A 25,897-nucleotide genomic window follows, 5' to 3' on the forward strand; every position below is an offset into this window, starting at 1 on the left:
CGTCACAGCGCCCGGGCCCGGCCGGCCTGCGCATAGGGTGGAGCCAGTAAGTCCGTCACCGTGAGAGGTCTGTGATGCCCGAGCTTCCCTCGGACCCCGCCGTCGCACAGTTCGGCCCCCAGGGGCTGCGCCGCATCAGCGTGCCTGCCTCGTACGGGACCGTGCCGGCATCCGCCCGCACCCACCTCGCGCAGGTCGGTGTGCCGCTGCACGTCGGCCCGTACTTCATCGCGGCGGACGACACCGACGGGCCCACCCTCGGGATGTACACCGGCCACCGCGGCGTCGCCCTGCAGGGTGACTGGGCGGAGTGGGTGCGCATCGGCACCGACCGGCTGGCGAACCTGTGTGTCCGCACCGACGGCGCCGTGCAGGCCCTCTTCCTCGGCCGCGGCGAAGCCGCCCTGTTCGTCAACTCGGACGTTGCCGCCTTCACTCACTGCGCCGCCGCCCTGGACCGCGCCCTCCCGGTGATTGCCGCCTCCGACGGACTCCAGTCCGCCGCTGAGACGTTCGCCGCGCTGGTCCAGGAGATCCGGCAGATCGACCCAGAGGCCGTCGCCGGCCGCGAGAACTGGTGGTCGCGGGTGCTCGATGACGTCCGCCACACCCTCAACTTCCCCTTCTCGTCGGCCTTCGAGTACATCGGTGAGGACGGCGCGAAGCAGATCGTCACCGCCCAGACCGGTCCTGGCCGCCTGCACCCCGAGGAGCAGTTGTGGCAGCAGCTCTCCTCCGCCGGGGTGGAGCCCGAGCAGGTCCGCCGCGTCTACTGCGAACTCGAACCGTGCATGATGCCGGGCCACTACTGCTCCGCCTGGCTCCAAGCCGTCCTCCCGCACGCCGAGTTCACGCACAGCTTCGACTATGGCAACACCGCGGAGTCCCGCGAGGAAGGCCTCAAGGAACTCATCACCCACGCCGCGCAGCAGGCCCGGCAGTGACTCGCCGCCCGGGTGCCGCAGGAACGCAGGTGGGTTCATGACCGCCGGTCCCGCCCCGCGCTGGCCCCGGCCCGCTTCCGGGCGGGAGCCCGCCGCGGCCGCCCTGCTCTCCTGGCTCGGCGACCCCCGCGCCCCCGGCCTCGCCGTGGTCACCGGCGCCGAGGGCAGCGGCAAGTCACGGCTCCTCGCCTGGTTGATCGGCCACGGCACCCGGCCCGGCACCGTCAGCGAACGCCGCATCCACGGCTTCGTACCGCTGCCCGGCCAGACCGCGACCACGGCCGCCTGGATGCTCGGCGAACAGTTGTCGATCGCCGCCCGCTCCCCGGGCGACCTGCTGGCCGCGCTGGCCGCCGACCGGCGCCGCACCGTCATCGCGCTGCCCGAACTGCACTCCGCCGAGCAGCCCGGCTCACTCGTCGAACTCGCCCTGGATATCGCCTCATTGGAGCACGTCCGGGTACTTGTCGAGGTCCGCTCAGGTACGGAATGGGCGCAGGCGCTCACCGCCGGACCCTGCGCCCGCATGGACCTGGACGAGCCCCAGTGGACCGACGAGACCCACCACGAATCCTCGGACGCGGCCCAACCCGTCGGCCCGGCCGGGCCCGCGGGGCAGGACCCGGAGCCGGAGGAACCGTTCGACCTGGACGATCCCGCCTCGGTCTGCGCCGCCGACCCCTGGAGCGTGACCACCGCGTACGAACGCTCCGAGGAGAGTCACGGCGGACTGCGCGCCGCCTGGCTGCGGGCCGGCGCCTCCCTGACCCGCGAGCAGCCGGCCGCCGAACGCGCCCTGGTCCTCCTCGCCGCCCTCGGTGACGCCGGTGATCCGCGACTGCCCGCCACCCTCGACTCCGCTGCTCAAGAGGCCTCTTGGAGCGTCGTCTGGCACCGGGTGCGCGGCGACGTCACTCCACCGTGGCCCGGCCCGGTCCGCTCCCTGGCGGCCGGTACCGGCCCCCTGGCCGGGCGGCTCGTCGTCGCCGACCACCAGGGCACCGTGCGCGTCCTCGACGCGGAGAGCGCCCGCACCGCCGGACGCCTCCCGCACTCCGCGCCCGGAGTCCGCGCCACTGCCGAGCACGGCGACGGTACCGTCAGCGTCCTCGACGAGCACGGGCTCCTGCACACGCAGCGCGCCGCCGAGTCCGCAAAGCCCAAGGGGCTCGCCGCCCTCCTCGACGACGGCCTCTCCGTGCAGGAGCAACTCCTGAAAGCCGTACAGGAGTACACGCGGCGTCAGCAGGAGACGGTCACCGCGCTGACCGGCGCCGGGGACCGTGTAGTGCTCGGTGACGCCGCCGGAACAGTGCACGTGGTGACCGCCGACGCGGAGCCGCGTACCGCCGCTCTGCACCGGGGGCGCGTCACCGCGGTCGCCGGGACCGCCCTGCCCGTCTCCGCGGAGGGTGACACCGTCATCCTGCTGTACACGGGCGGCGCCGACGGCACCATACGCGCATGGGCGCCCCACACCACCCCCATGCCCGAGCCGGTGGCCGCCCGCAACTGCGCCGTCAACGCGGTGGCGGTGGCGACGACCGACGCCGGGCTCGTCCTCGCGATCGCCTGGGCCGACGGCCTCGTCGAACACCGAGCCCTGGACGACGACCGGTTGCGCACCTTCCACCCCGGCAGCCAGGCCCACGCCCTTGCCTTCACGGCGGAAGGGGACCTGGTGGTGGGGACGGACGAGGCACTCGTGCGGATGCGGGTGCGGTGACAGCTGCGACGCGGTGAACGGTGGACACCCGCGTGGCGCCGGCCATCTGGGTACGTACCGGACACCCGCCGGCAATGCGCCTGACAGTTGCGTTTCGTTGCGTTCCGTGCCCTGCGCCAGCCCGGTCAACTCCGTTGCCGTCACCATCAGATAGGACTCTTGTCACAGAACCTTGACGCGGCCCGGTTTCGCTTGTGCACCTGACAACCTGGCCCGTTAGCTTGGGGCAGGAGATGTAGTTGACGGGGGACGGAGCGCGCGGGCATGGGTCTGGTACTGTCGAGCATCATCGACGAGGCACTCGACCTCATCGGGGTCAGCTGGCCCAACGTCGACGAGGACGACTACTTCGAGATGGCGACGTCCATGCGGGACTTCGCCGAGCAGTTCGAGGGCCGCGGCGGCGACGCGGACAAAGCCGTGACCCGCATCCTCACCTCCTCCGAGGGCTGGGCCGTGGAGTCCATGCAGAAGCACTGGTCGCACGTGAAGATCGGTCACCTGGAGAAGATCCCCGAGGTGGCACGGCTGTTCGCGGACGCCTGCGACGGTGTCGGCCAGATCATCCGCGGCATGAAGGTCAAGGCGGGCGTCGAACTCGCGATACTCGCCGGCACCATCGTCGCCGAACTCGCCGCCGCGCCCGTGACCTTGGGCATCTCCGCCGCGGTCGCCGCCGGTGAGATCGCGCTGATGCGCACCATCGTGAAGCGGCTCATCGACGAGGCGGTCGATCAGATAGTCGAAGCGCTCATCGCGAAGGTCACCGAGCCCGTCACCGGAAAACTCCAGGAACTCGTCTCCGACATGGTCCTCGACCTCGCCGAGGGAGCCTTCAACCCCGGTGACAAGCCGGGCGGCATGCAACTGGCCTCCGCGGGCGACAGCGACGGCTCCGGCAGCGAGGGCAAGAAGACGGTCATCGACCACGTCGAGTTCGAGGACGGCGCCGGCAAGGTCTCCCGCCATGGCAGCGAGATGGGCGGCCAGTCCGGGATCCACCTCGGCAAGTCGAAGAACTCCTTCGGCAGGACCAAGGGCAAAGACACGTTCACCGAGGCCTTCGACGGCATCCTCGAAGCTGCCATCGACGGCATGGAGAAGGCAGCCAAGAAGGCGACCGACCACGTCACCGACACCATCCCGGAGCGGGTGAAGGCTGCCTCCCGGCACCAGAAGCGCAAGGACCACGACATCGGCGACGAGGCCGACAAGGTCGACGTCAAGAAGGTCAAGCGTGACGGCGACACGCCCATGTACCTTCTCAGCGACGACGGTTCGATCCGACAGTTGCACCACGACGGGACCACCAGTCCCGTCCGCCACAACGACTCCTCCGGAGTGAACGACGTACTCGGCGACAAGGCCTGGTACCCGTGGAACAACAAGGGGGAGAAGCAGCGCAAGAACAAGCCCAACACGGGCACCACGGTCGACTCCACGAAGGTCGCGCCCGGCTCCACCGACCTGGCCCGCGCCGCCCAGCTCGGCCGCTACGCCAACCGCACCGAACGCCCCGATTCCTACATTGCCGGCGGCAACTACGCCTCAGCGCTGCACGACGACGGCAAGGGGAACCGCTTCGTCCTGGTCGGCGCCAGCGGTGAGGCACACTCCGAACGTTCCATCGGACACCCGCTGATCAAGAAGGGGAACGAGGGCAACGTCGGCGAGCTCTACACGGAACGTGAGCCCTGCCAGAAGAATCCCAAGTGCGACAAGTACCTCGCGAGGGAATTCCCCGACAATCTCGAGGTCACCCACAGCTCGAAATACGACCAGTCGGAAAAGGGTCCGGACGGCGAAGAGCTCAGCAAGTACAAGAAGGACCGCGAGCACCGCGCCTACGTCAAGTGGCTGCACAACCAGTGGGACCAGCACGGTGTCGCCGGTGGACGCACTGATACAGTCATGAATCTCTCGCCCTCGGACAACAAGTTCGTTCCGTAAGAGGGCGGGTCAGCGGTCCGGGCGGAATCGGAGTCGCCTCAAGCGCCTCGATCCGCAACGCTGTTGTTGTGACCGCTTCCGTCCGCTAAGAGTCCCACGGCGCCCGTGCCGCCGCCGAGTTCGGAGTTCCGGCAGTGCTTTTCGATGTCACCCGCAGCGAGCTCGTCGACATCTTCGGCGAGGACCGGATCGCGACCGTGCCCGCCAGCGCCTTCCCGCCCGCCGCCGCGGACACCGAGGGCGCCCGCCTCCTGCAGACCGTCGGCGTCCCCACCGGGACACTCCGGCTGCGTGAGCCCGACGAGGACTCCGGTCGGCTGCCCCTCGTCCAGGACGTCGTCGACGCCGAGGACTTCGAGGACGCCTCTCAGGACGCGGGCGAATGGCCCGTCATCGGCTGGCTGCTCAACGCCCACCTCGCCCTCGACCCCGGTTCCGGCAAGGTGCACGCCTTCGACGCCGACGAGGAGACCGTGGTCGAACTCCACACGGACGTCTCCTCCCTCGTCCAGGTCACCCTCCGGCTCCAGCGTCTGCTCGAGGAGTTCACCTTCAGCGGCGACGAGGACGAGGAGGAAGCCGACTTCGAGCGTCTGGACGGCGAGGTCGATCGCATCCGTGCGGAGACGAGCAGCACCGACCCGCTCCCCTTCCAGGACGACGAGACCGTCTGGTCGGTAGTGGGCGACGAGATCGCCGCGGGCCAGCGCTTCAAGGGCAACAGCCCGGGAGCCCGCTCGCTCTACGGGTGATCGTCGGCCGACGTCGCCCACGCACCGCGAGGGCCGCGCGGTGAGCAGGCCGCCTGCCTGCGGACCTGTCTCCTCCACGACCTGCCTGTCAGCGTGCGGTTTCGCCGGGCGTCGGCGTCGAGGTCCCCGCCGTGAGCGATCGGGTGGAATGCCGCGGACGAGAGGCTGACAGAGTCGATCGCGCACCGCGACCAGTCCAGATCGCCGCACATGCCGAGCTCGTCTCGCCATCAGAAACGGCATCTAGCATGTTGCATGCTCAACCATATGGGCATGGGACACGTGACTGCCGTTGCCCCTGTGCGTCCACCGGTGACCGAACGGAGAGCCGTCATGTCGTTGCTCGACCCCAAGTCCTGGCAGTCCCGCAGTCTGTCGGGACCCGAACACGCCGTCACCGAGCCCGCCACCGGTGACACGCTCGGCACCGTCACCCTCGCCACCGCCGAGGACGTCGCCGCGGCCGCCGAGACGGCCCACAGTGCCCAGAATGAGTGGTCCCGCCTTCCGCACTTCGTCCGGGCCGGGGTGCTGCGCAAGGCAGGCGACCTGTTCACCGCGCACGCCGACGAACTGCGCGAGTGGCTGGTACGCGAATCCGGGTCCATACCCGGCAAGGCCGACTTCGAACTGCACGTCGCCGCCCAGGAGTGCTACGAGGCCGCGGCGCTCGCCTCCCGCCCGGCCGGACAGGTCCTGCCCAGCGAGGCGGCCCGACTGTCCTACACCCGCAGGGTCCCGGCCGGCGTGGTGGGTGTGATCGCCCCCTTCAACGCCCCGCTGATCCTCTCCATCCGCTCCGTCGCCCCGGCGCTGGCCCTCGGCAACGCGGTCGTCCTGAAGCCGGACCCGCGCACCGCGGTCTGCGGCGGACTGTCCCTCGCCGCGATCCTCGCCGAGGCCGGGCTGCCCGAGGGCCTGCTGCACGTGCTGCCCGGCGGCCCCGACGCCGGCCAGGCCCTGGTCGCCGACCCAGGGATCCCCGTCATCTCGTTCACCGGATCGACCGCGGCGGGCCGCGCCGTCGGCGAGGCGGCCGGCCGCCACCTCAAGCGCGCCCATCTGGAGCTGGGCGGCAACTCCGCCCTGATCGTGCTGGAGGACGCGGACCTGGACGCGGTGATCTCCACGGCGGCCTGGGGCTCCTTCTTCCACCAGGGCCAGATCTGCATGACGACCGGCCGTCACCTGGTGCACGAGTCCCTCTACGGCGACTACGTGGAGCGGCTGGCCGCACGGGCCGACTCGCTGGCCGTCGGCGACCCGCACCGCGAGCAGGTCCACCTCGGTCCGATCATCGACGACGGCCAACTCGCCAAGGTACGCGGCCTGGTGGAGGCGAGCACGGCCCAAGGTGCCAGGCTGGCCGCGGGCGGCACCCACGACCGGCGCTTCTACCGGCCGACGGTCCTGGTCGACGTCGATGACCGGACCCCCGCGTACACGGAGGAGGTCTTCGGCCCCGTGGCACCCGTCAGGTCGTTCCGTACGCCCGACGAGGCGGCCACGCTGGCGGCGGCCGGCCCCTACGGCCTGTCGCTCGGCATCGTCACCCGGGACGCGGCCCGCGGCCTCGATCTCGCCGACCGGATTCCGACCGGCATCGTCCACATCAACGACCAGACCGTGAACGACGAGGCCGTCGCCCCCTTCGGTGGCATCGCCGCGTCCGGCACCGGCGCCCGCTTCGGCGGCGACGCCAACCTGGAGGCCTTCACGGAGCTGCGCTGGACGACCGTGCGCGGGGATGTGGCCACGTATCCGTTCTAGACACGGGAACGCGGCCTTCAGCGGGCACGCGACCTGCGGGCGCATAGCCGGCGGGTACGCGCTCGTCGGCGGGCACGTGCCCTCGAGCGGGCACGAGCGTCGGCCCTACTCGCCGTTCTGCTCGGCCTGGGCCTGCTGCTCGGCGACGGACTTGCGGACCTCGTCCATGTCCAGCTTGCGGGCCTGCCCGATGACGTCCGTCAGAGCGGTCTCGGGCAGGGCGCCCGGCTGCGCGAACACGGCGACCTGGTCACGGACGATCATCAGCGTCGGGATCGACTGGATACCGAAGGCCGCGGCCAGCTCCGGCTGCGCCTCGGTGTCCACCTTGCCGAACACCAGGTCGGGGTTCCCCTCGGCCGCCTTCTCGTAGACCGGCGCGAACTGCCGGCACGGACCGCACCACTCCGCCCAGAAGTCGATCAGAACGAACTCGTTGTCCGTGACCGTCTGGTCGAAGTTCTCCTTGGTGAGCTCCACGGTGCTGCTCATGGCGTGATCCCTCTTCCTGGTGTCGGGGCGAAGCCGTCGGGCACAACGCGGCAGCCCTGGTCCGTATTCCGCGCACGTACCCGTGTGGCCTCCGCGCACACCACCCACCAGACTGGCCCTATGACGGAAACGGAATCCATCGCCTACGACGTTGTGGTGCTCGGTGCCGGGCCCGTGGGGGAGAACGTCGCCGACCGCACCCGTGCGGCCGGCCTCTCCACCGCGGTCGTGGAAAGCGAACTGGTCGGCGGCGAGTGCTCGTACTGGGCGTGCGTGCCCAGCAAGGCCCTGCTGCGCCCGGTCATCGCCCGCGCCGACGCCCGCCGCACGCCCGGCCTGAGCCAGTCGGTACAGGGCCCCCTCGACGCGGCCGCGATCCTGGCCCACCGCGACTACTACACCTCCCACTGGAAGGACGACGGCCAGGTGGGCTGGCTCGACAGCATCGGGGCCGACCTCTACCGCGGCCACGGCCGCCTCGCCGGATCGCGCACGGTGACGGTCACCGGCAGCGACGGTGAGAGCAAGGTGCTGACCGCCCGGCACGCCGTGGCCGTCTGCACCGGCACCCGCGCCGTCCTGCCCGAGCTGCCCGGCCTCGCCGAGGTCGCGCCATGGACGAGCCGGGAGGCCACCAGCGCGAAAGCGGCGCCCGGCCGCCTGGTCGTGGTCGGCGGGGGAGTCGTCGCCACCGAGATGGCCACCGCCTGGCAGGCCCTCGGCTCGCAGGTCACCCTCCTCGTCCGCGGCAAGGGCCTGCTGAACCGCATGGAGCCCTTCGCCGGCGAGCTGGTCGCCGAGAGCCTCGCCGAGGCGGGCGCCGACATCCGCACCGGGACGTCCGTCGAGTCGGTCACCCGGGAGAACGGCACGGTCGTGGTCGTCACCGACACCGGTGACCGCATCGAGGCCGACGAGATCCTCTTCGCCACCGGACGCTCCCCGCACACCGGCGACATCGGTCTCGACACCGTCGGTCTCGAACCCGGGTCCTGGCTGGACGTCGACGACAGCCTGCGCGTCACCGGCAGCGAGTGGCTCTACGCCGTCGGCGACGTCAACCACCGCGCTCTGCTCACTCACCAGGGCAAGTACCAGGCCCGTATCGCGGGCGCCGCCATCGCCGCCCGTGCGTCGGGCGTCCCCCTCCTGGAATCCGACCCCTGGGGCGCCCACGCGGCCACCGCCGACCACGCGGCCGTCCCCCAGGTCGTCTTCACCGACCCCGAGGCGGCCGCCGTGGGCCTCTCCCTCGCCGAGGCGGAACAGGCAGGCCACCGTGTCCGCGCCGTCGACTACGACCTCGCCTCGGTCTCCGGCGCCGGCCTCTACGCCGACGGCTACCGGGGCCGCGCCCGCATGATCGTCGACCTGGACGACGAGGTCCTCCTCGGAGTCACCTTCGTCGGTCCCGGCGTGAGCGAACTCATCCACTCCGCGACGATCGCGGTCGCCGGCCAGGTCCCGATCAACCGGCTGTGGCACGCGGTGCCGTCGTTTCCGACGATCAGCGAGGTGTGGTTGCGGTTGCTGGAGGCTTATCGGGACAACTGACGCCGCTCGGCCCTCTCCGAGGCCGTCCCGTCGGTCGCGGGACGGCCACGGACGGAGGACGGGCAGGGCGGACCTGGCGGCCCGCAGCCGACGAACGGAGGGCGGCAGGGCGGACCCGGAGGCCCGTCGCCGACGGACGGAGGACGGCGGGTCGGGCTCGAAGGACCCGCCGCCGGGGCTCCGATCAGCCCGGTAGGCCGAAACCCAGTTCGCGCGCCGCTTCCTCCGACGTCGGCTGCGTCCACCGCGCCGCCATCGCCTCGTTCGAGGACAGGGAGCGCAACTCCGCGCGGTCGAGGTACAGGGTGCCGTCGAGGTGGTCGGTCTCGTGCTGGACGATCCGAGCGGGCCAGCCGGTGAACTGTTCGTCCAACGCACGGCCCTGCTCGTCCTCGCCGGTCAGCCGCACCTGGGCAGGCCGTGCCACCACCGCCTGCCACCCCGGCACGCTCAGGCAGCCCTCGAAGAACGCGACACGGGCGGTGCCGACGGGCTCGTACGACGGATTGATCAGGACCCGGAACGGCTGCGGGACCCGGCCGCGCGCCAGCCGTACCTCCTCCGGTACGGGCGCGGGGTCCTCGATCACCGCGATCCGCAGCTCCACCCCCACCTGCGGTGCGGCCAGGCCCACGCCCGGTGCCGCGCGCATGGTCACCCGCAGGGCCTCGACGAAACGGGACAGGAGCGCGGGGCCCAGTTGGCCGTCGAAGCGGTCCGCGCCCCGGCGCAGCACGGGATCGCCGGCCGCGATGATGGGCAACGGACCGTCCGTGGCCAGGAGTTCCTCGACCAACTCGGCAACGGGGGCGCGATCACGGGGAGATGCCATCGCGACAGCATGCCACGGCACTCCGGGACACCCCGAACCCTCAGTGTGACGCGCGGCACTCACGTACCCGGGAACTGGGCACTCCTTCCTCCCGACTACTGGACCGCTACACCCGAGAAACGTCCCCTGCCCCGGGAGAAGTCCGCCGATGTCCACCGCTCCCTCGACCACCACGGACGAGGCCCCGCAACGCGCCGCCGCCCCGGCGTCGTCCCCCAGCAGCTGGGCCACGCTGCGCCCACTGGTGCTGCGCCTGCACTTCTACGCCGGAGCGCTCGTCGCCCCGTTCCTGCTCGTCGCCGCCGTCACCGGCTTCCTGTACGCCGGCTCGTTCCAGGCCGAGAAGTTCGTGTACGCCGACGAGATGACCGTCTCCGCCGTCGGTGACGCCAAGCTGCCGATATCCGAGCAGGTGGCCGCCGCCCGCGAAGCGCACCCCGAGGGCACGGTGAGCGCCGTCCGTCCCTCTCCGGAGGCCGACGCGACGACCAGGGTGCTGCTGTCCGGCGTCAAGGGCGTCGGCGCCGACCACACGCTCGCCGTGTTCGTCGACCCGTACACCGCGAAGGTGCGCGGTGCGCTGGAGCAGTACGGCTCGACCGGCGCGCTGCCGCTGCGCACCTGGATCGACGACCTCCACCGCGATCTGCACCTGGGCGAGACGGGTCGCCTCTACAGCGAGTTCGCGGCGAGCTGGCTCGGAGTGATCGCGCTCGGCGGTCTGGCGCTGTGGTTCTCCCGCCGCCGCGCCCTGCGCAAGCTGCGCGGCACCAGCGGGCGGCGCCGCACCCTCGGCCTGCACGGCACCGTCGGTGCCTGGGCGGCGGCCGGGTTCCTGTTCCTCTCGGCGACCGGGCTGACCTGGTCGACGTACGCCGGAGCGAACATCGACGAACTGCGCACCTCCCTCGGCCAGGCCACCCCGTCCGTCACGGCCACGGCGGGCGGCGACCACGCGGGCCACGGCGACTCCGCGTCGGCCGGGGACGCGGAGCACGGCGTCGGCCTCGACAAGGTCCTGGCGGCCGCCCGCTCCGAAGAGCTCGGCGACCCCGTCGAGATCGTCCCGCCCGCCGACGCCTCGTCCGCGTACGTGGTGAAGCAGATCCAGCGCAGTTGGCCCGAGAAGCAGGACTCCGTCGCGATCGACCCGAACACCGGCGAGGTCACCGACGTCCTGCGGTTCGCGGACTACCCGCTGCTGGCGAAGCTGACCCGCTGGGGCATCGACCTGCACACCGGCTCCCTCTTCGGGCTGGTCAACCAGATCGCCCTGATGTTCCTCGCGCTCTCCCTGGTCCTGCTGATCGTGTGGGGCTACCGCATGTGGTGGCAGCGCGGCCGTGGCTCCGCCTTCGGCCGGCCGATCCCGCGCGGTGCCTGGCAGCAGGTCCCGCCGCAGATCCTGCTGCCGTGCGTGGTGGCCATCGTCGTGGTCGGCTACTTCGTGCCGTTGCTCGGCATCCCGCTGGCCGCCTTCATCGCCGTGGACGTCATCCTCGGTGAGGCCGCCCACCGGCGGGGCCGGCGGGCACTGACGAGCGGAGCGGATGCGTGATGGTGGGGTTGGTACCCGGTGGTGGGAACGGTTCGTAGGTAGCGGATCGAGGCCGGTCGTGACGCCGACGTCGCCGTCCTCGCACGGTCCGTCGTGGTGGGCCTGCGAGAAGCGGGCGATCCCTCGGCGCCGCCCGGCGGGCCGGGGGCGACGTCCGGCATGGCAAGGCGTGCCTCGGGCCCGGCTCCGCGGTGGAGCCGGGCCCGAGGCACGGTCGGATCGCGACGGTGGGATCAGAGCTGTTCGAAGTCACCCGCGAGCGCCGAGGCGAGGCGCAGATGCGGCTCCGCGTCGTCCGTTCGGCCCTGCCGCTGCAAGGTGCGGCCGAGCATCAGCCGGGCGTAGTGCTCCACCGGGTCGCGCTCGACGATGATCCGCAACTCGCTCTCGGCGCGCTTCAGTTGAGCCGAGTGGTAGTAGGCACGGGCCAGCAGCAGCCGTGGTCCGGTCTGCTCCGGCACCTCCTCGACCAGCCCGCCCAGGACGCGCGCGGCGGCGGCGTAGTCCTTCGCGTCGAAGAACATCCGGGCGCGCTCCCAGCGCTCCGCCGGTGTTCCGTGGTCGTAGTACTTCATGTCCACTGCTGACCTCCTTCGCGGCCTACAACTCCGCGAGATGGTCAAACATTCCACTACCTGGAAAGGGTGGCTGGGGGTCACTGGGAGAGGGCGGCCAGCTCGGTGTTCGCCCGCTCGGTGACCTGGGCCAGGACGCGACCGGCGATCGCCAGGTCCTCCGCCGGGATGCCGGCGTAGATCCGGGCCGAGATCGGTGCCGTCTCGGCGCCGGCCTCGGTGTACAGGACCCGCCCGGCATCCGTGGCCCGCAGTCGGGACATCTCGGACGCGTCGGACGCGACCAGCTCCTTTGCGATCAGTTCCTCGATGACGCCCCGTGCCCGCACCGGGTCGATCTTCAGGGCGTCGACGACCTGGCTGCCGACGGTGTCGCGGTCGACGGCGGTGTCGGCGATCGCGAAGAGCCGCAGAGTCACCAGTTCCTGGAACGTGAGGCCGTGGCGCGCCAGGACGGTCTCCAGGACCGCTCGGGCGGCGTAGTGGGCGAGGGCGATGGCACGGCTGTCGAGAGGGGGCGCGGTGGCGGATTCGGCGCTGGACCCGCTGGTGGCGGCTGTGATGGTGGGTGCGTTCGCGGCGGTCATGGCTCTCCTCGGTATCTCGCTCTGCCTAGTGATGTCGCGCTCCGCCCTGGTGATTCCCGGCGATGTCCGAGCGGAGGGTGTCGCGATGCAAATACGGTACATGGATATAATGTCCATGGCTACTAATGATCGAGGGTTTGTTGACCTGACGCGGGCGCCCGCGCGGGGCTAGGTTGAGGTGCATGAGCAATCTTGATCGCGAGGCGGTTCCAGCACTGTGTGGCGGCCGCGGATTCGTGGTGGCGGAACCCGTGCGTGAGCTCCTCAGCCCGCGACGCGTCAAGCTCGGCGAATCCACCGAGGTCCGCCGTCTGCTGCCCAACCTGGGCCGACGCATGGTCGGCGCCTGGTGCTTCGTGGATCACTACGGCCCGGACGACATCGCCGACGAGCCCGGCATGCAGGTGCCCCCGCATCCGCACATGGGCCTGCAGACCGTGAGTTGGCTGCACGAGGGCGAGGTGCTGCACCGCGACTCCACCGGCAGCCTCCAGACGATCCGCCCCCGCGAACTGGGCCTGATGACCTCCGGCCGGGCCATCAGCCACTCCGAGGAGAGCCCCGCGTCGCACGCGCGCCTGCTGCACGGCGCACAGTTGTGGGTCGCCCTTCCCGATGGCCACCGTCACACCGACCCGCGCTTCGAGCACCACGCCGACCTGCCCCGTGTCACGGCGCCCGGTCTCACAGCCACGCTCGTCCTCGGCGATCTCGACGGCGCGACCTCGCCCGGTACGACGTACACCCCGATCGTCGGCGCCGACCTGGCCCTCGCCCGCGGAACGGACGTACGCCTGCCGCTGGAGCCGGACTTCGAGTACGCCGTCCTGTCCATGTCCGGCGAGGCCCACGTGGACGGCGTGCAGGTCCTGCCGGGCTCCATGCTCTACCTCGGCTGCGGACGCCGCGAACTCCCGCTGCGCGCCGAGTCGGACGCGGCCCTGATGCTCCTCGGCGGCGAGCCGTTCGACGAGGAGCTGATCATGTTCTGGAACTGGATCGGACGGTCCCAGGAGGAGATCGTCCAAGCTCGTGAGGACTGGATGACCGGGTCGCGATTCGGAGAGGTGAAGGGGTACGACGGGGCGCCGCTGCCCGCTCCGCAGCTTCCGCCGGTGGCGCTGAAGCCGCGGGGGAGGGTGCGCTGACCGACCCCCAGGAGCCACATACCCATCTACGGTCAGCCTGCCTCCCGTCGGGCGGGCGCCGATCGGTGGGTGAGGGGTTCGCGCAGGCCGAGGTGTTCGCGGAGCGTGGTGCCGCTGTACTCGGTGCGGTAGACCCCGCGTTCCTGGAGTTCTGGGACGAGCAGCTCGACGATGTCGTCGAGACCGTCGGGGATGAGGTAGGGCGTGACGTTGAAGCCGTCGATCGCGCCGTGCCGCACGAAGTGGGCGAACTTGTCGGCCAGGGCGGACGGAGTACCGACATGGCCGCGCTGCGGGCCGAGCGCGATGACGGTCTCGCGCAGCGACCAGCCGCCCGCCTCCGCCTTCGCACGCCATTCGGCCACGACCTCGCGCGGGTCGGCGATGCGCCGCGCGCCGAAGGAGCCGTCGTTGTCGGCGACGACCGGATCCTCCTTGGGCAACGGCCCGTCGGCGTCACGATCGGACAGATCGATACCCCACAACAGCCCGGCGATCCCCAAGGCCGTGGCAGGGGTGACCTGTTGGAGTCGGATCCAGCGCTTCTTCTCCTGGGCCTCCTCCTCGGTGGCGCCGAGGATGATCTCGGTGCCGGGCAGGATCCGCAGGTCGTCGTCGGGCCGGCCGACGGCACGCAGGCGGTTGCGGATGTCCTCGGCGAAGGCCAGTGCGTCGTCGAAGTCGTTGCCGTGCGCGGAGAAGATGACGTCGGCGTTGCGGGCCGCGAAGTCGCGTCCCTCACCGGAGTCGCCGGCCTGGAAGATGACCGGGTGCCCCTGGGCGCTGCGCGGCAGGGTCGGGGCGAGGTCGACGTCGAACTGCGGCCCACGGTGGCGTACTTGGCGTACGGCACCGGGCGTCGACCAGGCGGGTGCCTCCGCGGAGTCGGCGACGGCTCCGTCCTCCCAACCGTCCCAGAGCGCGCGGGCCACGGTGAGGAACTCCTCGGCGCGCCGGTAACGGTCGGCGTGGTCGAGATAGCCGCCGCGGCGGAAGTTGGCGCCCGTCCAGGCGTTGTCCGTGGTCACCACGTTCCAGCCGGCGCGGCCTTCGGAGAGCAGGTCGAGGCCGGACAGACGGCGGGCGAGATCGGTGGGCTCGTTGAACGTGGAGTTGGAGGTGCTGACCAGGCCGATCCGGCGGGTGACCGCGGCCAGCGCCGCGAGCTGGGTGATGGCGTCCGGCCGTCCGGCCACGTCGAGGTCGTGGATCTTGCCGTCGACCTCGCGCAGCCGCAGCCCCTCGCCGAGGAAGAACGCGTCGAACAGGCCCCGTTCGGCGGTCTGGGCGACCCGGCGGAAGGATGCGGGGTCGATCTGGGAGCCGCTGTCGGGGGCGGACCAGATGGTCCAGTGGTTGACCCCCTGGAAGAACACCCCGAAGTGGAACTGGGCGTGCGGCCGGGGGACATCGAAGGGATCGGTGCGGGTCATCGGGCTTCCTCCTGAACGGCCGCGGCGGCGAAGCGGTTGGCGGGGCGCTGCAGCCCCAGGGTCGAGCGCAGGGATGTGCCGGGCAGGGGGCGGGCGACGAGGCGCCGCTCGGACAGCGCCGGCAGGACGAGGCGGGAGAGGACGGGCAGGTCCTCGTCCAGCACCAGCGGATGCAGCCGTACGCCATCGACATGACGGCTCAACTCGCCGAGCAGGGCGATGAGTTGGTCGGCGGAGCCGATGTGTCGCAGCCTTTCCCGGTCGGTCCACGACGCGTGCCGTTCCAGGTCGGCGACGCGCTCGACGGCGGTGGCCTCCGCGGTGTCCAGCGCCACCTCGACCTCGGCGAAGACGCGGGGTGTGCCCGCGGCAGCGGCGGCCGTGGTGACCGCAGTGAGGTCGCGGCCCGCCACGAGAGCGACGTCGAGCTGTGCGGCGGGAACCCGGTCCGGCCCGCCCAGGACGACGAGCTGCCCCTGGGGCGGGCGCGGCACGATCGCCGGGCCCTTGACGGCGTACGCCTCCGAGGTGAAGTCGATGTAGTGGAGCCGTTCGCGGTCGAGGTAGCGGCTCGTGGCCACGGACCGGATGACCGCGTCGTCCTCCCACGAATCCCACAGGGCCCGGCCCACCTCCACACCGTCCCGGGACTCCTGGGCCCGCGCGGCGGCGTCGGCGACCAGGGGCCGCCCCCAGGCGCGGGCCGCCTCGGGGCTTTCCTCCTCCGTCACCACCCATCCGGCGCGGCCGCCGGAGATGTGGTCCAGGGACGCCAACTGGCTGGAGACATGGAAGGGTTCGGCATACGTGAGCGCGGCGACAGGGGCGATCCCGACGGTGCTGGTGGACGCCGCGACGAAGGCCGCACGCTCCACCGCGCCGATCCGGCCCACGGGATCCGGTGCGGCTCCGGGCGGCAGTACGCCGTCGTCCAGGGTGATCAGAGTGAACCCGGCGTTCTCGGCCACGGCGGCGACCCGGGCCACGCGGCGCGGGCTGAGCAACTGGTCGGGCGAGTGGGCGGCGCGGCGCCAGGCCGCGGGGTGGGCGCCGTCGCCGTCTATCTCCACGGCGAGGTGCAGGGCAGGGCCGGACATGGGGTTCCTTCCGAGAAACACGAGAGCTCGGGGCCGCAGGGCCACGACGAGACGGCCGACGGGACGGGCCGGCAGGGGTCAGACGTGTACGGAAGGACAGACGGCGGAGGACGTACGGCAGTAGTCGACATGCCGCCGGGTGATCAGCCGCGCACCGGTGCACGCACACTGCGGTGCCGCGCCGGTTACGTGCATGAAACTGCCTCCACCCGTCAGAGAACCGCGAGCTCAAAGTACGTCGTCCGCCCCTGCGAGTGTCAAGGGCACTTGATGGAGAGGCGTCAGCCCCCAGCCCCGGACAGGGCCCACGGCTCCCGTTCCGCCGTGGCAGACCCGCACGGTCGACGACACCCTCGACGCGACCCTCGCCGAACACCGGGCCCTCACCGCGGCGATCCGCGAGCGGGACGCCGAGGCGGCCCGGCTGCGCATGCTGGAGCCCCACGAACACGACCGGGACACGCGCATCCGGGGGCAGAAGGTCCGCCGGGACACCGGGGGCGAACCCCCGACGACCTGAGAGCGGCCTCGCACCGGTGGTACTCCGGTGATGGGACAGCCACTCACCCATGGTCTTCGCCGAGGTGGACGTCGTACTCGACACCGCCGTCCCGGCGCCGACCGGCCGGCCGAGCTGAACGGCACGGTCACCTGGCCGGAGACCGGCCGACTGCGCCATACCGGCTCCCCGGAAGCGCTGACCGAACTCCTCACCGGGTTGGGGAGCCCGGCTGGGCGCAGGGATTCTCGGCGTGAGCCGTTCGTGGTCGGGATGGTCCGGTCAGAAGAGGCCGCCGCCCGCGTGGATGGTCTGGCCGGTGATCCAGCCACCGTCCTCCGAGACCAGGAAGGCGACGACCGCGGCGATGTCGGCGGGCTCCCCGAGGCGTCCGAGCGGAGTCTGCCCGCGGATGGCCGCCAGTCGTTCGGCGGTCATGCCTGCTTCCAGGGCGTCGGTGCGGGTCGCGCCGGGCAGGACGCTGTTCACGGTGATCCCGCGCGGCCCGAGCTCCTGCGCCGCCGCCCGCACGAGTTGGTCGCCGGCGGCCTTGCTGGCCGCGTACAGTCCGCCGGTCGGTCGGGCCGTGACGGTCGTGCCACTGGAGATCACGACGATGCGCCCTGCGTCGCGCAGCCGGCGGGCCGCTTCGCGCAACGCCCCGAAGGTGGCACGCGTGTTCGTCGCGAAAACCAGCTCGAAGTCCTCGTCCGTGGCGTCGGCCAGCGGGGCGAACCGGGCGACTCCCACGTTGCCGACCAGGATGTCCAGACCGCCGTAAGTGTCCTCGGCGGTCTCGAACAGCCCGCGCAGTTGAACCGGGTCGGACACGTCGGCGCGTACGGCCGTCGCGTGGCCGCCGGCCTTCTCGACCGTGGCCACGACCTCGGCCGCCGCCTCGGCATCGGACCGGTAGTTCACGATGACCTGCGCCCCGTCCGAGCCCAGCCGCTCGGCGACACCCCGCCCGATTCCCCGCGATGCCCCGGTGACCAGGGCGACCTTTCCTGCCAACACGTTCCAGCCTCCACTCGTCGAGATGCTCGATGGTTTAGATCATCGACTTTATTGGTCGAGAATGTCAACCATCCACTGAGTAGACTGACGCCATGACGTCTGATGACCTCGTCGCGGCGGTGGCCGCACTGCACCGCGAGGCCGCCCTGCTCTACGCGGAGATCGCCCGCGACTTCGAACTGACCAGCCAGCAGACCCAGTTGCTGTGCACCCTCGCCCAACGGCCGTCCTTCAGCGGGCTGGCCGCCACACTCGGCTGCGACAAGACGAACGTGACCGGCATGGTCGACCGGCTGGAGAAGCGCGGACTGCTCGCCCGAGAGCAGGACTCGAAGGATCGGCGGATCAACCGCGTCGTGCTCACGGAGGCAGGAGAGGAACTCCGCGACCGGATCCGGCAGCGGTTCGCCTCCTCGGTCACGGACCGATTCGCCCATCTGACATCGGAAGACCGGGCACGTTACGCCGCCCTGGCAGCCGTGCTCGGCGAGCGCTGAACTCTCCTCACGGTTTTGGAACAGCATCGCACCGGTCTGGTCGTGACTGCCAACAGCGCTGGTTGCGGCCCAGCAACTCCTGGGCGCATCTCCACTGGGACGCCCTCGACGTCCGCCTCGCGCGCCGGGTTCAGATCGCTGCCCGGTGCGACGCTCCGGCCCTTGTTCGGGAGCTTCTGGATCCGCGGTTCACAGAGATCGGAGCCGGAGCTCCCTTTGGCGCCAGACGGAGACGGGCTGGCGCGTGCACTTTCACCAGGGCACTCTGGCTGCCTGAAGGGTGAACCGGAGATCCACGCGCCTCTTCAGGAGCTGTACATGACCACCACAGGGCAAGGGGCGTCATGCCATGCTTCCCCGGCAGGCTCTTTCTTGAACAGTCGATCCAGATAAGTTACGGTGGGGTCATGGCAAGGACCCGAGAGTTCGACACCGAGGCGGCGGTGAGCCGTGCGATGGAGCTGTTCTGGGCGCGCGGCTACGAGGCGACCTCGGTGCGCGACCTGACACAGCATCTGGGGATCGGGCAGGGGTCCTTGTACGCGGCGTTCGGCGACAAGGACGGCCTGTACCGGGCGGCGCTGGAGCACTATCGCACCACCCTCGCGGCTGCCGCCCTGCGCGACCTGGAGGAGGGGGCGGACGCCCGGTCGGCGATCCGCGCGATGCTGGTCGAGCGGGTCCGGATCGCCGTAGAAGACCACGGACGGGGCTGCCTCGCGGTCAACGCCGCCTGTGAGCGCCTGCCGCAGGACCCGGCGACGCGGCGCACCGTGCGCGACATGCAGGACGCCAGCCGGGAAGCACTCGCCGAAGTGCTGCGGGTGGCGACGGAGCGGGGCGAGATCGCGGCGCGGCACGACCCGTACACGCTCGCCGGTTTCCTCGTCACCTTCCTCAACGGGCTGTTGGTCTCCTCGAAGGTCACGCCGGACGTCCGCGCCCTCGAACCCCTCGTGGAGGTCGCGCTGACCGTCCTCGACTGACTTTTCACGCCCTCAATCTGTATCGGATGATCCAGAAAAGTCATCTGGAGCCCACGCGGCAGGGGATCCGGCGCGACCCACCCCGGATTCATCGACCACTCATCGACCACTCAGGAGGACCCACCATGCCCCCCGAACCGACTGTGACCGCACCCGCCCTCGGCGGCAGCCGCTGGAACACCTTCCCCGCGGTCGGCACCACCCTGACCGCCCGGCAATTCCTCATCGCCACCGAGCCGTTGCTGCAGGGGATCATCGACGACAACGCCCTCACCAGCGCGGACGGTGAGGTGTTGGAGGACCAGATCCACGCGACACTCGCCCTTGGCGCCCGGGAGAGCTCCCTGCCGGCGGTCATCGGGCCGGACAGTGCCTCGGCCGTGCGTGAACTGGGCGGGCAGGCCGAGAGGATCGGCCGGGAGATCGCCTCCTGGGCCACCGAAGCACTGGAGAGGCTGCTCGCCGACCGGATACCGCTGCCCGCGGGCCCGCTGGTCGTCCGCAGCCACTGCTACGGCCACCTGCTCACCCCCGCGGCAGCCGATCTGCTCCGCGGCCGACGCGGCGGGCCCGTCACGATGCAGCTCTACAACGAGTGGCTGCACCAGATGGTCCTGCTGCGCGACGCCCTGCTGCCCTTCACCAACTGGCAGGACGTCCCGCTCCTGGTCACCCCGGCCGGACTGCGGCACATCGAACCGGCCCGCGACGCGTTCCTCACCGAACTGCTGGTCCGCCAGATCCGCCACACCGGCATCGTGGACTTCGCCCACCATGTCGTCACCGGAACCTCCGGCGCGGCCGGCTACGGCTTCGACGCGACCGGCGGCACCGCCCTGCCCGCCGTCCTCGACCAGCCTCCCCTGACCGCGCCCCGGCACCTGCTGACCTGGCGTCCCAAGGCCGCCGCCGAGGAAACCGCCACGTACGTCGCCGAGGTGAAGGACTACTACGCCGCACCCCGTACCCTCGTCGAGGACCTGCCGCCCGCCGCCGTAGCGGGGCCGCTCACCGCCCGGACCGTCACCGGGCCGCTCGCCGACGGGGCGCGCACCGCCCGCATCGAGGTTGCCCACGGCGGCACCACCGCCCGGGTCGATCTCGGCCAGGCCCTGCGTGGCCACCGTTTCGCCCACCGCGAGGACCCCGCCGCAGGCTACGCATCCGCAGGCGACGCATCGGCAGGCGACGCATCGGCAGGCGATGTATCCGCCGACGACGCATCCGCCGAGGCCGCATCACGCACCGCGGATGTGTGGTCCGCGCTGCACGCACCCGGACTGGTGTGGACGCAGAGCGGCGGCGTCACCCTGGACGCCGCCGGCCAGGACGACCTCGTCGTGCTGGCCCTGCTCGGCCGGCTCTACCCGGAGAACGTCGCCCTGCACCCCGCCGGCCACAGCGCCCGTCGGACGACCGCGGGCGGCAGCGGACCGAGCCGCCTCGTGACCCTCGTCGACCCGCCGCAGGCCCGCTGACGCCCGCGCCGCGAAGCAATCAGAAAGCTGGGATGGAAATGATGTTCGACCATGAAGGGACGCCCGTCCGCACGGGCCGTGCCACCGTCAACGGGACGAGTCTGCACTACCGGACGGCCGGGTACGGACCCGCGGTGGTGCTGCTGCACGGCGTGCCCAAGACCGGCTACCACTGGCGGCACCTCGTGCCGAAGCTGACGCCCCATCGCACCGTCGTCGTACCGGACCTGCGCGGCCTCGGCGACTCCGCCCGTCCCGCGGACGGCTACGACTCCGCGGCGATGAGCGACGACATCGCCGAGCTGATGACCCACCTCGGACATGAGACGTACGCCGTGATCGGTGAGGACTGGGGAGCGGTGATCGGCTACCAGCTCGCCGCCCGCCACCGCGACCACGTCAACGCTCTCGTGTTCGCCGAGGCGCTGTTCCCCGGATTCGGCTTCGAGGACCACACCGCCCTCACCCCCGAGAACGTCTCCAGCGGCATGCACCTGTGGCATCTCGGCTTCTACTTCCAACCCGACGTGCCCGAGATGCTGATCGCCGGACACGAGCGCGAGCTGATCACCTACATGATCAAATTCGAGCGCGGCCGTCCCGACAGTGCCACCCCCGACGCGGTCGACGAATACGTGCGCTGCTACTCCATGCCCGGCGGCATCCGCGCGATGCTCTCGATCTACCGGGCGATGCTCGTCGACGCCGAACAGAACAGGCAGACCGCGCGGAAGAAGCTGGACATCCCGGTGCTGGCGCTCGGAGGGTCGGCGTTCATCGGCGACCGCAACGAGTCGCAGATGCGGCTCATGGCCCACGACGTCACCGGCCACGTCTTCGACGCCGGACACGACCTCGCCGAGGAAGTGCCCGACGAAATGGCGGACGTGGTCCTGCCGTTCCTGCTCGGGCACCCGTAGCCGCACCCGGACGTCGGGCGGCCACAGGCATGGTCGGCGCTCCACGGGCAAGACTCGCAGGCAGGGAGGTGCGCATGACGGTACATGCGGTTCCCCTGTGGGACGTCAACAACGGGCAAGGGCTACGGCAACTCGCCGAGCTCGGGCTGGCGCTGCTGCTGTCGAGCCTCATCGGCTGGGAACGGGCGGCGCAGCAGAAGAGCGCGGGCCTGCGCACGCACACGCTGGTCGGGATCGCCAGCGCGCTGATGATGGAAGTTTCCCAGTACGGCTTCAGCGATGTGCTCGGGCTGGAGAACGTGTCCTTCGACCCGTCCCGGGTGGCGGCCCAGATCGTCTCCGGTATCGGGTTCATCGGCGGCGGCCTGATCTTCGTACGGCGGGACGCGGTGCGCGGGCTGACGACCGCGGCCACGATCTGGCTGACGTGCGCGGTCGGGATGGCCTGCGGGGGAGGGCTGCCGATCCTCGCCCTGGTGGTGACCGCGCTGCACTTCCTCGTGGCGCGCGGCTATCCCCGGCTGGCCGCGCGCTTCGTCCCCGGTACGGCGGTCGCCACCGTGGAGGTCCGGCTGACGTATCTCACGGGCCGCGCGCTGCTGCCGAGACTGCTGGAGACCTGCACCCGCAGCGGGTTTCGGATTCTGCAGGTCAGGGCGGAACGGCTGCCCGGCCGTACGGATCTGGCGGCCCGGGTCCTGCTGGAGCTGGAGGGCAGCGCGGAGACCGGCCGACTCGCCTCCGAGTTGTTCGAGAGCGAGGGGGTGCTCGATGTCGAGATGTCCACCGGCGACGATGAGTAGCCACAACAGGTGGGCCACGACTGCGGCGAGCCTCGCACGCCGCACCCTGACGGAAGCCCTCGCCACCGAGAAGGTCGCGCGCTTCGCCCACGTCGCCCGAGGGACTCGACCGACGTGGCCCGGGCTCACCCGGGCGGTGCGGTCGTGCCCCGGACGACGAGATGGGGGGCGATGACGTCCTCCCCGCTCGCGGCCTCGTCGCCCTCCAGGCGTGCGACGGCCCGGCTGACGGCGAGGCGGGCAAGGCGTCGGACGTCCTGTCCGACGGTGGTGAGGTCGATGTGGGCGAGGCGGGCCAGGTGGCTGTCGTCGAAGCCGACCACGGAGATGTCTCCGGGGACGGCGATGCCGTTGCGGAGGAAGGTGTCGAGGACGCCGGTCGCGCAGCGGTCGTTGAAGGCCAGTACGGCGGTGGGGCGTGGGCGGGCGGTCGACAGGGTACGTGCGGCTGCGGCGCCTTCCTCCTCGGTCAGGCCGCCGGGCAGGACGCGGATGTGTGCGCCCAGGCCGTGCCGGTTCATCGCGGTGCGGTAGCCCCGGCGCCGGTCGGCCGCGCCCGGCGCCCGGCCGCCGTCGATGTGGGCGATGTCGCGGTGGCCCAGAGCGACGAGGTGGTCCACCGCCTGCCGGGCGCCCTCGTCGTCGGCCGTCCGTACGACCTCCAGGCCCGGGAGAGGCGGCCGTAGCCGACGGGCCACGGAGACGACCGGCAACTGCCCGGCCAGCTCCGCCAGTCGCGCGGCCGGGGCTTGCGGGCCGAGCAGGATCAACGCCTCGCAGCGGTCGGCGAGCAGCGTCTCGGCGGCGCGCTGCTCGCCGCGCCCGGCGGTCACCGCACTCAGCGCGATCTGGTAGCCGGCCGGTTCGGCCGCCGCGTAGATGCCGTCCACCAGGTCGGCGTGGAACGGATGCTGGAGGCCGAACTGGACCCCGAGCAGCCGGGAACGCCGGCTGCGCAGCAGCCGTGCCCGGGCGTCCGGGCGGTATCCGATCTCCCGCGCGGCGTGGAGGATACGCTCGCGAGTGGCCGCGCTGGCGCCCTTGGCGTCGCGCATCACGATGGAGACCAGCGCCGTGGACACACCGGCCCGCGCCGCGACGTCCGCGAGGGTCGGCCGCTTTTTTTCGGGGGACGCGGGGTTTTTTGACACCTGTACTCCCTGGTCTGGGCCGTCTCCGCAGAGGCCGACTATAGAACGTTCTAGGATTCGTCGGCCACCGAAGTCTTGACAGGGGTGCACGGCGGCTGGCGTACTGCTGCGCACAGGTGCTCTAGAACGTTCTAGATTTTAGAACGTTCTAGTTGCGACAGCGGAGAGAGGGTGAGGGCGATGTACACACTGGCGGTCTGCGCCGAGATGGTGTTCCTGGATCTGCCGATCGATGAGCGGGTGCGGCGCATCCACGACGCCGGCTTCCAGGTGGAGATCTGGGACTGGACCCGGCACGACGTGGACGCTCTGGCCCGGACACCGGCCGAGTTCTCCTCCATGACCGGTTACATCCGGGGGACTCTGACGGACGAGGAGGGCGCGGCCGAACTCCTGCGCACCGCTGAGGAGTCGGTCCGGGCGGCCGAGCACCTGGGCTGTCCTCGACTGAACCTGCACGGCACCGGACTGGACGGTCAGGGCCTGCCGGTGGTGCCGGTGACCTGCGCGGCCACGGGGGAGATGTGGAACGCCGCGCGCCGCGCTCTCACCCGGCTCGCCGAGCTGGGTGAGAGCGCGGGGGTCACCTTCACCCTGGAGAACCTCAACACGGCCGTCGACCACCCCGGGGTGCCGTTCGCGACGGCCGCGGACACCCTGGCCCTGGTCCAGGCGGTGGACCGGCCCGGGCTGCGGATGAACCTGGACCTGTACCACGCGCAGATCGGCGAGGGGAACCTGATCGAACTGGTCCGGCGGGCCCACGGCCTGGGCCTGATCGGCGAGATCCAGGTGGCCGACGTCCCCGGCCGCCGCGAACCCGGGACCGGGGAGATCAACTACCCCGCCATCGCCCGCGCCCTGAAGGAGCTGGGCTACGAGGGCACGGTCGCGATGGAGGCGTGGGCCTCCGGCGACAGCGATGAGGCCCTGGAGCGCTTCCGCGCCGCCTTCACTCTCTGAACCGCTGAAGTCCGCTGAAGCCCGCTGAAGTCCGCCGAACCCCGCCGGATCTCTCTGAACCTCTTGAACCTCTGAAGCCCTCTGACGACAAGTGACAACAAGTGACGTACGGAGTACCCGCATGACCACGCACCAGCCTCTCTCCGTCGGCCTCATCGGCGCCGGACGGATGGGCTCCCTCCACGCCGAGACCCTCGCCCACCGCCTCCCGGGTGTCCACCTCGGCGCCGTCGCCGACCCCGCCCCGGGCGCCGCGCGGCGCCTGGGTGACCGCCTCGGCTGTGCCACCACCTACACGGACATCGGCGAGTTGCTCTCCGACCCGCGGATCGACGCCGTAGTGATCGTCACCCCGGCCCGCACCCACGCCGACCTCGTCCAGGCGGCGGCCGAGGCGGGCAAGGCGGTCTACTGCGAGAAGCCCATGGCCGTCACCCTCGCCGAGGCCGACCGCGCCATCAAGGCCGCGGCCGACGCGGGCATGCCGCTCCAGGTGGGCTTCCAACGCCGATACGACGTGGGCTTCCGGGCCGCCCACGAGAAGATCGCCGCCGGCGCCATCGGCACCCCGCACCTCCTGCGGTCGCTCACCCGCGACCCCAAGCTGGCCGACCCGTCCCGCATACCGCCGTGGACGATCTTCCTGGAAACCCTCATCCACGACTTCGACATCCTGCGCTACCTCAACCCCGGCGCCGAACCCGTCGAGGTGCACGCCATGGCCGACGCCCTGGTCCGCCCCGACTTCAAGGACCGCGGCCTGCTCGACACCGCGGTCGTCACGATCCGTTTCGACAACGGCGCCCTCGCCACCGCCGAGGCCAGCTTCCAGGCCGTCTACGGCTATGACGTACGTGCCGAGGTCCTCGGCTCGGCCGGCATGCTCACCATGGGCGACCTTCGCCGCACCCACCTGACCGCATACGGCCCGGACGGCTCCGCCGCCGAGTGCGTCACCTACGACCAGCATCTCTTCCATGACGCCTACGTGGCCGAACTCGCCGACTTCACCGACAGTGTCCGCACCGGCCGCGCCCCCTCCGTCACCGGTGAGGACGCCCGCGGTGCCCTGTCCATCGCCCTCGCCGCGATCGAGTCCGTCACCAGCGGCGGGCCCGTCCGGGTCGACCGGATCCAGGACGTGTGAGGTGCGGACCCTGGGGGA

23 protein-coding genes and 1 pseudogene are annotated in these 25,897 nt (G+C 71.2%); 16 read left to right on the forward strand and 8 right to left on the reverse strand.

Annotation, left to right across the window (positions count from 1 at the left end; translation table 11 throughout):
* The first annotated feature begins 74 nt into the window (after positions 1 to 74).
* From AB0H86_RS11565 to AB0H86_RS11585, 5 genes are all read left to right on the forward strand, one after another.
* On the forward strand, positions 75 to 944 hold the full coding sequence (locus tag AB0H86_RS11565; RefSeq protein WP_362435979.1) for a nucleic acid/nucleotide deaminase domain-containing protein: 870 nt from the start codon (positions 75 to 77) through the stop codon (positions 942 to 944).
* A gap of 37 nt (positions 945 to 981) precedes the next feature.
* Positions 982 to 2,670 (forward strand): hypothetical protein, encoded by a 1,689-nt coding sequence (locus AB0H86_RS11570; RefSeq protein ID WP_362435981.1) that lies wholly within the window; start codon positions 982 to 984, stop codon positions 2,668 to 2,670.
* 264 nt (positions 2,671 to 2,934) lie between these two features.
* Entirely contained in the window at positions 2,935 to 4,620 is a 1,686-nt protein-coding gene (locus AB0H86_RS11575) for a nucleic acid/nucleotide deaminase domain-containing protein (RefSeq protein ID WP_362435983.1), read from the forward strand.
* A gap of 134 nt (positions 4,621 to 4,754) precedes the next feature.
* Entirely contained in the window at positions 4,755 to 5,372 is a 618-nt protein-coding gene (locus AB0H86_RS11580) for an SUKH-4 family immunity protein (RefSeq protein ID WP_362435985.1), read from the forward strand.
* Between the two features lie 333 nt (positions 5,373 to 5,705).
* Complete coding sequence (locus AB0H86_RS11585) at positions 5,706 to 7,142, forward strand: benzaldehyde dehydrogenase (protein WP_362435987.1); 1,437 nt, start codon at positions 5,706 to 5,708, stop codon at positions 7,140 to 7,142.
* Positions 7,143 to 7,247: 105 nt separating this feature from the next.
* Here AB0H86_RS11585 and trxA read toward each other — a convergent pair whose 3' ends face one another.
* Positions 7,248 to 7,634, reverse strand: coding sequence for a thioredoxin (gene trxA, locus AB0H86_RS11590; protein ID WP_362435989.1), 387 nt, complete (start codon positions 7,632 to 7,634; stop codon positions 7,248 to 7,250).
* 120 nt (positions 7,635 to 7,754) lie between these two features.
* On the opposite strand from trxA, the gene AB0H86_RS11595 reads away from it, so the two are divergent.
* Positions 7,755 to 9,188 carry an NAD(P)/FAD-dependent oxidoreductase gene (locus AB0H86_RS11595; RefSeq protein ID WP_362435991.1) on the forward strand — a complete coding sequence of 478 codons (1,434 nt, stop codon included), beginning with the start codon at positions 7,755 to 7,757 and terminating at the stop codon, positions 9,186 to 9,188.
* Positions 9,189 to 9,372: 184 nt separating this feature from the next.
* Here the strand turns inward: AB0H86_RS11595 and AB0H86_RS11600 are convergent, their stop codons facing one another.
* Positions 9,373 to 10,020, reverse strand: coding sequence for a peptide deformylase (locus AB0H86_RS11600; protein ID WP_362435993.1), 648 nt, complete (start codon positions 10,018 to 10,020; stop codon positions 9,373 to 9,375).
* Positions 10,021 to 10,168: 148 nt separating this feature from the next.
* Here AB0H86_RS11600 and AB0H86_RS11605 point away from each other — a divergent pair, with 148 nt between their 5' ends.
* Complete coding sequence (locus tag AB0H86_RS11605; RefSeq protein ID WP_362435996.1) at positions 10,169 to 11,578, forward strand: PepSY-associated TM helix domain-containing protein; 1,410 nt, start codon at positions 10,169 to 10,171, stop codon at positions 11,576 to 11,578.
* Between the two features lie 233 nt (positions 11,579 to 11,811).
* Here AB0H86_RS11605 and AB0H86_RS11610 read toward each other — a convergent pair whose 3' ends face one another.
* The gene (locus AB0H86_RS11610; RefSeq protein WP_362435998.1) at positions 11,812 to 12,159 is read right to left on the reverse strand and encodes a tetratricopeptide repeat protein; all 348 of its coding nucleotides are present in this window, start codon (positions 12,157 to 12,159) and stop codon (positions 11,812 to 11,814) included.
* Positions 12,160 to 12,233: 74 nt separating this feature from the next.
* Positions 12,234 to 12,740 (reverse strand): MarR family transcriptional regulator, encoded by a 507-nt coding sequence (locus AB0H86_RS11615; protein WP_362436000.1) that lies wholly within the window; start codon positions 12,738 to 12,740, stop codon positions 12,234 to 12,236.
* Positions 12,741 to 12,922: 182 nt separating this feature from the next.
* Here AB0H86_RS11615 and AB0H86_RS11620 point away from each other — a divergent pair, with 182 nt between their 5' ends.
* A complete protein-coding gene (locus AB0H86_RS11620) occupies positions 12,923 to 13,888 on the forward strand; it encodes a pirin family protein (protein ID WP_362436002.1) in 966 nt (321 codons plus the stop codon).
* A 32-nt stretch (positions 13,889 to 13,920) separates the two neighbouring features.
* Here the strand turns inward: AB0H86_RS11620 and AB0H86_RS11625 are convergent, their stop codons facing one another.
* The gene (locus tag AB0H86_RS11625; protein WP_362436004.1) at positions 13,921 to 15,321 is read right to left on the reverse strand and encodes an NtaA/DmoA family FMN-dependent monooxygenase; all 1,401 of its coding nucleotides are present in this window, start codon (positions 15,319 to 15,321) and stop codon (positions 13,921 to 13,923) included.
* Entirely contained in the window at positions 15,318 to 16,418 is a 1,101-nt protein-coding gene (locus AB0H86_RS11630) for an LLM class flavin-dependent oxidoreductase (protein WP_362436006.1), read from the reverse strand. Before AB0H86_RS11630 ends, AB0H86_RS11625 begins: the two co-directional genes overlap by 4 nt.
* Positions 16,419 to 16,764: 346 nt before the next feature.
* Here AB0H86_RS11630 and AB0H86_RS11635 point away from each other — a divergent pair.
* Positions 16,765 to 16,938, forward strand: a pseudogene (locus tag AB0H86_RS11635) (GntR family transcriptional regulator); the annotation flags it as partial.
* Between the two features lie 261 nt (positions 16,939 to 17,199).
* On the opposite strand, the gene AB0H86_RS11640 reads toward AB0H86_RS11635, so the two are convergent.
* Positions 17,200 to 17,934: an SDR family oxidoreductase gene (locus AB0H86_RS11640; RefSeq protein ID WP_362436008.1), complete on the reverse strand. Its 735-nt coding sequence runs from the start codon at positions 17,932 to 17,934 to the stop codon at positions 17,200 to 17,202.
* 92 nt (positions 17,935 to 18,026) lie between these two features.
* Between AB0H86_RS11640 and AB0H86_RS11645 the strand changes: the two genes are divergently transcribed.
* From AB0H86_RS11645 to AB0H86_RS11665, 5 genes are all read left to right on the forward strand, one after another.
* Complete coding sequence (locus tag AB0H86_RS11645; RefSeq protein WP_362436010.1) at positions 18,027 to 18,431, forward strand: MarR family transcriptional regulator; 405 nt, start codon at positions 18,027 to 18,029, stop codon at positions 18,429 to 18,431.
* 407 nt (positions 18,432 to 18,838) lie between these two features.
* Positions 18,839 to 19,417 carry a helix-turn-helix domain-containing protein gene (locus AB0H86_RS11650; protein WP_362436012.1) on the forward strand — a complete coding sequence of 193 codons (579 nt, stop codon included), beginning with the start codon at positions 18,839 to 18,841 and terminating at the stop codon, positions 19,415 to 19,417.
* A gap of 125 nt (positions 19,418 to 19,542) precedes the next feature.
* Complete coding sequence (locus AB0H86_RS11655) at positions 19,543 to 20,895, forward strand: hypothetical protein (RefSeq protein ID WP_362436014.1); 1,353 nt, start codon at positions 19,543 to 19,545, stop codon at positions 20,893 to 20,895.
* A gap of 38 nt (positions 20,896 to 20,933) precedes the next feature.
* Entirely contained in the window at positions 20,934 to 21,815 is an 882-nt protein-coding gene (locus tag AB0H86_RS11660) for an alpha/beta hydrolase (protein WP_362436468.1), read from the forward strand.
* 74 nt (positions 21,816 to 21,889) lie between these two features.
* Positions 21,890 to 22,618 carry an MgtC/SapB family protein gene (locus AB0H86_RS11665; RefSeq protein ID WP_362436016.1) on the forward strand — a complete coding sequence of 243 codons (729 nt, stop codon included), beginning with the start codon at positions 21,890 to 21,892 and terminating at the stop codon, positions 22,616 to 22,618.
* 125 nt (positions 22,619 to 22,743) lie between these two features.
* Here the strand turns inward: AB0H86_RS11665 and AB0H86_RS11670 are convergent, their stop codons facing one another.
* Positions 22,744 to 23,769 (reverse strand): LacI family DNA-binding transcriptional regulator, encoded by a 1,026-nt coding sequence (locus AB0H86_RS11670; protein ID WP_362436018.1) that lies wholly within the window; start codon positions 23,767 to 23,769, stop codon positions 22,744 to 22,746.
* Between the two features lie 180 nt (positions 23,770 to 23,949).
* Between AB0H86_RS11670 and AB0H86_RS11675 the strand changes: the two genes are divergently transcribed.
* Both AB0H86_RS11675 and AB0H86_RS11680 read left to right on the forward strand, forming a co-directional pair.
* Complete coding sequence (locus tag AB0H86_RS11675) at positions 23,950 to 24,732, forward strand: TIM barrel protein (RefSeq protein WP_362436020.1); 783 nt, start codon at positions 23,950 to 23,952, stop codon at positions 24,730 to 24,732.
* 121 nt (positions 24,733 to 24,853) lie between these two features.
* Positions 24,854 to 25,879: a Gfo/Idh/MocA family oxidoreductase gene (locus tag AB0H86_RS11680; protein ID WP_362436022.1), complete on the forward strand. Its 1,026-nt coding sequence runs from the start codon at positions 24,854 to 24,856 to the stop codon at positions 25,877 to 25,879.
* Positions 25,880 to 25,897: the final 18 nt, after the last annotated feature.

The organism is Streptomyces sp. NPDC050997 (genome assembly GCF_040660135.1).
Lineage (GTDB): Bacteria > Actinomycetota > Actinomycetes > Streptomycetales > Streptomycetaceae > Streptomyces.

Excerpts from the sequence above, each read along its gene's own strand:
- AB0H86_RS11565 (WP_362435979.1), top strand. The coding sequence starts at position 75 with ATGCCCGAGCTTCCCTCGGACCCCGCCGTCGCACAGTTCGGCCCCCAG.
- AB0H86_RS11570 (WP_362435981.1), top strand. The coding sequence starts at position 982 with ATGACCGCCGGTCCCGCCCCGCGCTGGCCCCGGCCCGCTTCCGGGCGG.
- AB0H86_RS11575 (WP_362435983.1), top strand. The coding sequence starts at position 2,935 with ATGGGTCTGGTACTGTCGAGCATCATCGACGAGGCACTCGACCTCATC.
- AB0H86_RS11585 (WP_362435987.1), top strand. The coding sequence starts at position 5,706 with ATGTCGTTGCTCGACCCCAAGTCCTGGCAGTCCCGCAGTCTGTCGGGA.
- trxA (WP_362435989.1), bottom strand. The coding sequence starts at position 7,634 with ATGAGCAGCACCGTGGAGCTCACCAAGGAGAACTTCGACCAGACGGTC.
- AB0H86_RS11595 (WP_362435991.1), top strand. The coding sequence starts at position 7,755 with ATGACGGAAACGGAATCCATCGCCTACGACGTTGTGGTGCTCGGTGCC.
- AB0H86_RS11600 (WP_362435993.1), bottom strand. The coding sequence starts at position 10,020 with ATGGCATCTCCCCGTGATCGCGCCCCCGTTGCCGAGTTGGTCGAGGAA.
- AB0H86_RS11605 (WP_362435996.1), top strand. The coding sequence starts at position 10,169 with ATGTCCACCGCTCCCTCGACCACCACGGACGAGGCCCCGCAACGCGCC.
- AB0H86_RS11615 (WP_362436000.1), bottom strand. The coding sequence starts at position 12,740 with ATGACCGCCGCGAACGCACCCACCATCACAGCCGCCACCAGCGGGTCC.
- AB0H86_RS11620 (WP_362436002.1), top strand. The coding sequence starts at position 12,923 with ATGAGCAATCTTGATCGCGAGGCGGTTCCAGCACTGTGTGGCGGCCGC.
- AB0H86_RS11625 (WP_362436004.1), bottom strand. The coding sequence starts at position 15,321 with ATGACCCGCACCGATCCCTTCGATGTCCCCCGGCCGCACGCCCAGTTC.
- AB0H86_RS11630 (WP_362436006.1), bottom strand. The coding sequence starts at position 16,418 with ATGTCCGGCCCTGCCCTGCACCTCGCCGTGGAGATAGACGGCGACGGC.
- AB0H86_RS11645 (WP_362436010.1), top strand. The coding sequence starts at position 18,027 with ATGACGTCTGATGACCTCGTCGCGGCGGTGGCCGCACTGCACCGCGAG.
- AB0H86_RS11650 (WP_362436012.1), top strand. The coding sequence starts at position 18,839 with ATGGCAAGGACCCGAGAGTTCGACACCGAGGCGGCGGTGAGCCGTGCG.
- AB0H86_RS11655 (WP_362436014.1), top strand. The coding sequence starts at position 19,543 with ATGCCCCCCGAACCGACTGTGACCGCACCCGCCCTCGGCGGCAGCCGC.
- AB0H86_RS11660 (WP_362436468.1), top strand. The coding sequence starts at position 20,934 with ATGATGTTCGACCATGAAGGGACGCCCGTCCGCACGGGCCGTGCCACC.
- AB0H86_RS11665 (WP_362436016.1), top strand. The coding sequence starts at position 21,890 with ATGACGGTACATGCGGTTCCCCTGTGGGACGTCAACAACGGGCAAGGG.
- AB0H86_RS11675 (WP_362436020.1), top strand. The coding sequence starts at position 23,950 with ATGTACACACTGGCGGTCTGCGCCGAGATGGTGTTCCTGGATCTGCCG.
- AB0H86_RS11680 (WP_362436022.1), top strand. The coding sequence starts at position 24,854 with ATGACCACGCACCAGCCTCTCTCCGTCGGCCTCATCGGCGCCGGACGG.